We start from the raw sequence: 2,910 nt of genomic DNA on the forward strand, positions 1-2,910 counted from the left end.
CGTCGCGCTGGGCCGCCGGATGCTGTGGCTGTCGCGGCGCGACGGGGAACGGCCCAGGCTCCCCGGCGGGCGCCGCCCGTACGTGCGCGCCCCGCTGCCCTCCCGGCCGGTGACCGTGGACTACGACCGGGACGGGGAGACGCTGCTGCTCGACGAGGGCCGCATCTCCCCGGTGCCGCACGGGGCCTGGGACTTCGAGGCCGGCGGTGTCCGGGTGCTGGAGCGGTGGTTCGCGGCCCGCACGGAGCCGGCCGAGCCGGGCACCCTGGCCGCGATCGGGCCGGCCGGCTGGCCCCAGGCCTGGACCTCGGAGCTCCTGGAACTGATCACGGTCCTCGCCCTGCTGGCCGAACTGCGCCCGGAGCAGGGGGAGCTGACGGACGCCGCCCTCCCCGACCCGGTCACACCGGCCGAGCTGCGCGCGGCGGGCGTGCTCCCGGTGCCGCCCTCCGCACGCCGCCCCGCCTCGGTGCTGGACGCCCACGAGGAGGGGCCGGAGGGCCAGCTCGCGCTGCTCTGAGGGTCAGCCGCGGGGCTCGAAGCCGTCCAGCACCCGGCCGAGCGCCCGCTCGAACACCGCCTCCAGGTCGATCGGCCCGGCGTCCTCCGCGAAGGCGGCCGCCATCCGCGGGTACTCACCGCTGGCGATCCGGCCGCCCAGATAGGCGATCCGGACCGCGTCCTCCTCCTCCTGCGACCAGGGCAGCGAACGGGTCCGCTCGGCGGTGGCCAGTTCGTTGGGGACGTAGGGACCGGGGAGCGTGTCCGGACAGCCCAGGCAGTGCTCGAAGTAGCGCAGGGAGTTGGGGCTGAAGCCGTAGACCGTTGACCGCTCCCCTCCTTGACGGGAGGGGATTCCTGGCTCAGGCTGCCTCCCGGAGCGGCGCTCCGGGAGGTCTTGCGCCCTCGACACCAGCCGGGTCCAGACCTGCCCGGCCAAGCACCACACGGGCGGAGTTCTTGTCCCTCGAGGAGACAGCTCCGCACGCGGTGCAGGTGTAAATGCGTTCCGACAGCGGCAGGGCGTGCTTGGCTCTCGCTCCGCACCTGGCGCAGTCCATGGTGGTGTGCGCGGGATGCACCAGACGCACATCTCGGCCGTGCTTGCGGCCCATCTCGACCAGGGCCTGCTTGGTGGCGCCGATCGCGGCGTCGGCTGCCTTGCGCGCCATCGACGTTCTGGCGAGGAACTTGGGCCGGAAGTCCTCCACCGCGATCACGTCATGGTCGCGCACCACGCGCTTGGCCCATTTACGGGCGGTGTCCTGCCGCTGCCGGGCGATCTTCGCGTACGTTTTCGCCCGCCACCGCTTCGCCTCCCGGTACCCCTTCGACGCGGTCTGCCCCTTCTTCGGTTTGCGGCGGGCCATCATCCGGTCGTAACGGGAAAGCTTCTGTTGAGCCCTGTGTCCGTGTCGGGGGTGGGGCAGGTCGTGGGCGTCCGATGTGGTGGTGGCGGTCTCCCTCACGCCCCAGTCGACACCGATCACCGCACCGGTGGGTGGGAGCGGTTCATACGAGGCGGGGACGACGAACGAGGCGTACCAGTGCCCGACACCGTCGCGGTACACCCGCACGCTCGACGGCTCGGCCGGGAGGGGACGCGACCAGACCACGGTCAGGACAATCCCGCCCGCCAGATGCAGCCGCCCGTCCTTGAGACGGAAGCCGCGCCGCGTGTAGTTCAGGCTCGGGTCCGCCCCGCGCTTCTTCTTGTGCCGGGGCATTCCGGCCCGCCGCCCGAGCGGCAGCCGGTTCCTGATGTCCTTGATGGCTTTGGTTCGGGAGGCTGCGAAGTCACGGATGGTCTGCTGCTGCGGCACCGAAGCCCCCTCGGTCAGCCACGGCGTCACCGAGCGGGCCTTGGTCAACATCCCGTCCAGCCGGGCCGGACCGCACGTCTCCCCCTCGGCATGGGCCTTCCGGGAGCGGGCCACGCACTCGTTCCACAGCCACCGACACCGCCCCCACTCCCCCTCCAACCCCACCCGCGCGGTAGCCGACACCCGCAACCGATACGTATACCGGGCACGCTCCGCCTCCCTCACTGCCCGCACCTCCGCCTCTGCCCCGATCAGCCGACTTCCGCTCCATTGACCGTACGCACGAGCCCCGCACACCCGCACACCCTTTCCATCGCCACCACCCCGACCGGCGAACAATGGAACATGCGCTCGCATTCGCCCGACTCCGCGGTCGGCTGTCGGAGCACGCCTCGCCCGCCCTGGGTGCAGCGACGCTCCGCGCAACTGATACGGGAGGCGTTCCTCCACCGCGTGAACGGCGTATCTCCTCGCATGAGACCAGGTGACATCGTCCTTGGCAGCCATGGCTGGAGGTGCATCAGCGCGCGGGGGTGATGGACCAGCCGGATCACGTCAGGCTCCGGTCACCACCTGGTCCCCGCAGTTCAGATTCCGACGGCGGGGCTGCCGGACGGGCTGCGCACGGTCGCGGAGTGGAACCCGATCAGCGCGGTGGCGACGGCGCTGCGGGACCTGTTCGGCAACGCGCCCGTACCCGACGGGGCGGCCTGGCCGGTGGCGCATCCCGTCGCGGGGTCACTGGGGTGGTGCGCGGTGCTGCTCGTGGTGTTCGTACCTCTGGCGGTACGGCAGTACGGGCGCGGAAGGGGGTGAGGCTCCCGGCTCGAATGTCAGGTCCCTGCCAGGGTGGAGCCGACCGGGGTGCCCCCGGAGCACTGCCGGGTGGGAACGGGGGCGCCGGCATGGGGAGGTGCCGGTGTCGGGTCGGGCGCCGGAGGGCCGCCGCGCGCCGTGGGGATGACGGACGGGGCGGGGCGCCGCGCCGGGACGGAGGTGGACCGTCCGGGCGCTGGCGCTACCGGCTGCCGAACAGGGAGCGGCGCAGCCGACGCAGCGGGGCGAAGAGCGAGACGCGGCTCGCTCG

General features: G+C 72.5%; 2 protein-coding genes and 2 pseudogenes. 2 read left to right on the forward strand and 2 right to left on the reverse strand.

Going from position 1 to position 2,910, the window contains the following annotated elements:
- Positions 1-520 (forward strand): type ISP restriction/modification enzyme (locus B7767_RS15520; protein ID WP_306297961.1); only part of this gene is annotated, 520 nt, incomplete at its 5' end.
- A gap of 3 nt (positions 521-523) precedes the next feature.
- On the opposite strand, the pseudogene B7767_RS15525 reads toward B7767_RS15520, so the two are convergent.
- Positions 524-829, reverse strand: a pseudogene (locus B7767_RS15525) (TetR/AcrR family transcriptional regulator); the annotation flags it as partial.
- A 34-nt stretch (positions 830-863) separates the two neighbouring features.
- The gene (locus B7767_RS15530) at positions 864-2,048 is read right to left on the reverse strand and encodes an RNA-guided endonuclease TnpB family protein (RefSeq protein ID WP_179167159.1); all 1,185 of its coding nucleotides are present in this window, start codon (positions 2,046-2,048) and stop codon (positions 864-866) included.
- A 363-nt stretch (positions 2,049-2,411) separates the two neighbouring features.
- Here B7767_RS15530 and B7767_RS15535 point away from each other — a divergent pair.
- Positions 2,412-2,639 (forward strand): annotated as a pseudogene (locus tag B7767_RS15535) (ABC transporter permease); the annotation flags it as partial.
- Positions 2,640-2,910: the final 271 nt, after the last annotated feature.

This window comes from Streptomyces sp. 13-12-16, assembly GCF_002114215.1.
In the GTDB taxonomy this organism is placed as follows: domain Bacteria; phylum Actinomycetota; class Actinomycetes; order Streptomycetales; family Streptomycetaceae; genus Streptomyces.